The following is a 1,185-nucleotide window of genomic DNA, read 5'->3' on the forward strand; positions in this document are numbered from 1 at the left end:
GTGTTTCATAAGCTGGGTCAGAGCCATTCGCAGATGATGGTGATGGTGAGGATGGCCTGGAACCGGACGGCCAGCTTGTCGTAGCGGGTGGCTACGCCGCGGTGGCGCTTGAGCCTTTTGATGCCGTTCTCGACGGCGTGTCGCATCCGGTTAGAGGTTTGGGTCGAACTTGGGCGGGCGTCCACCGCGGCTGCCTTTGGCTTTGCGGTGGGCGTCCTGGTCGGTCTTGCTCGGGATGCACGCCTTGATTCCACGCTTGCGCAGGTAGGCGCGGTTACCTCGGCTGGTGTAGGCCTTGTCGGCCAGGACCAGGTCGGGGCAGGTGCGGGGCCGGCCTACTCCGAGACGGGTCACCTTGATACGGCGCAGGACCGCGATGAACTGGGGGCTGTCACCACGATGCCCGGCGGTCACGACCATCGATAGGACCTTCTGTCCCTGCTCACAGGCCAGATGCGTCTTGGTGGTCAGACCGCCACGAGATCGTCCGAGCCCGTGATCGGCGGGTTCGTCGTGCACGCCGCCGGGTGGCTCTTTCTGCAGGTGGCCATCTCTGCGGGCGCCGGCGGTGTGTTGGTGGGCGCGGCTGGTCATCGAGTCCACGCTGATCGTCCAGGTGATCCGGTCTTCCGCATCCCCGGTGGCCTGTGACGCGGCCAGGATCTTGTCCCAGGTCCCATCGCGCTGCCAGCGACGGAACAGGCCGTAGAGCGTCTGCCATGGTCCGTACTCGGCCGGGACGTCACGCCAGGGCGACCCGATCCGGATCCGCCACCTGATCCCGCCGATGAGCTGCCGTTTCTCCCACTTCGGCGGACGACCCTTCACCGACGCGGCAGGCAGCAGTGCGGCGAGCCGCTGCCACTGAGCGTCGGTCGGGGCCTGCCGCCTCGTCACCGCTAAGGCGGCCACGAGGTCTCCGGTATGAAGTTCTTGCTTGGTCGCAGAACCAGATACCGGAGACCTCTTCAATTGTCGATCACCGCCACGCCGGGACCTTCACCAGCCACCACGACTCCTGAAACACGCTTTAGTCGAGGCAGAACTCGTTGCCCTCGACGTCCTGCATGTTGAGGCACGACTCGTTCTCGCCGTCGGCGAGCAACAGCTGCCCGCGTACCGCGCCGAGGGGGATCAACCGGCGCGCATTCGGCCTCGAGGGCGGCCAGGCGCCCCCCCACCCCC

Annotated in this window: 2 pseudogenes; both read right to left on the minus strand. The window is 66.4% G+C overall.

The window, feature by feature from the left end:
* Nucleotides 1-17: 17 nt before the first annotated feature.
* Nucleotides 18-912: pseudogene (locus PSH03_RS20585) on the minus strand (IS5 family transposase).
* Nucleotides 913-1,030: 118 nt separating this feature from the next.
* A pseudogene (locus PSH03_RS20590) lies at nt 1,031-1,185 on the minus strand (VOC family protein); the annotation flags it as partial.

This window comes from Micromonospora salmantinae (genome assembly GCF_022230905.1).
GTDB classification, from domain to species: Bacteria; Actinomycetota; Actinomycetes; order Mycobacteriales; family Micromonosporaceae; genus Micromonospora; species Micromonospora salmantinae.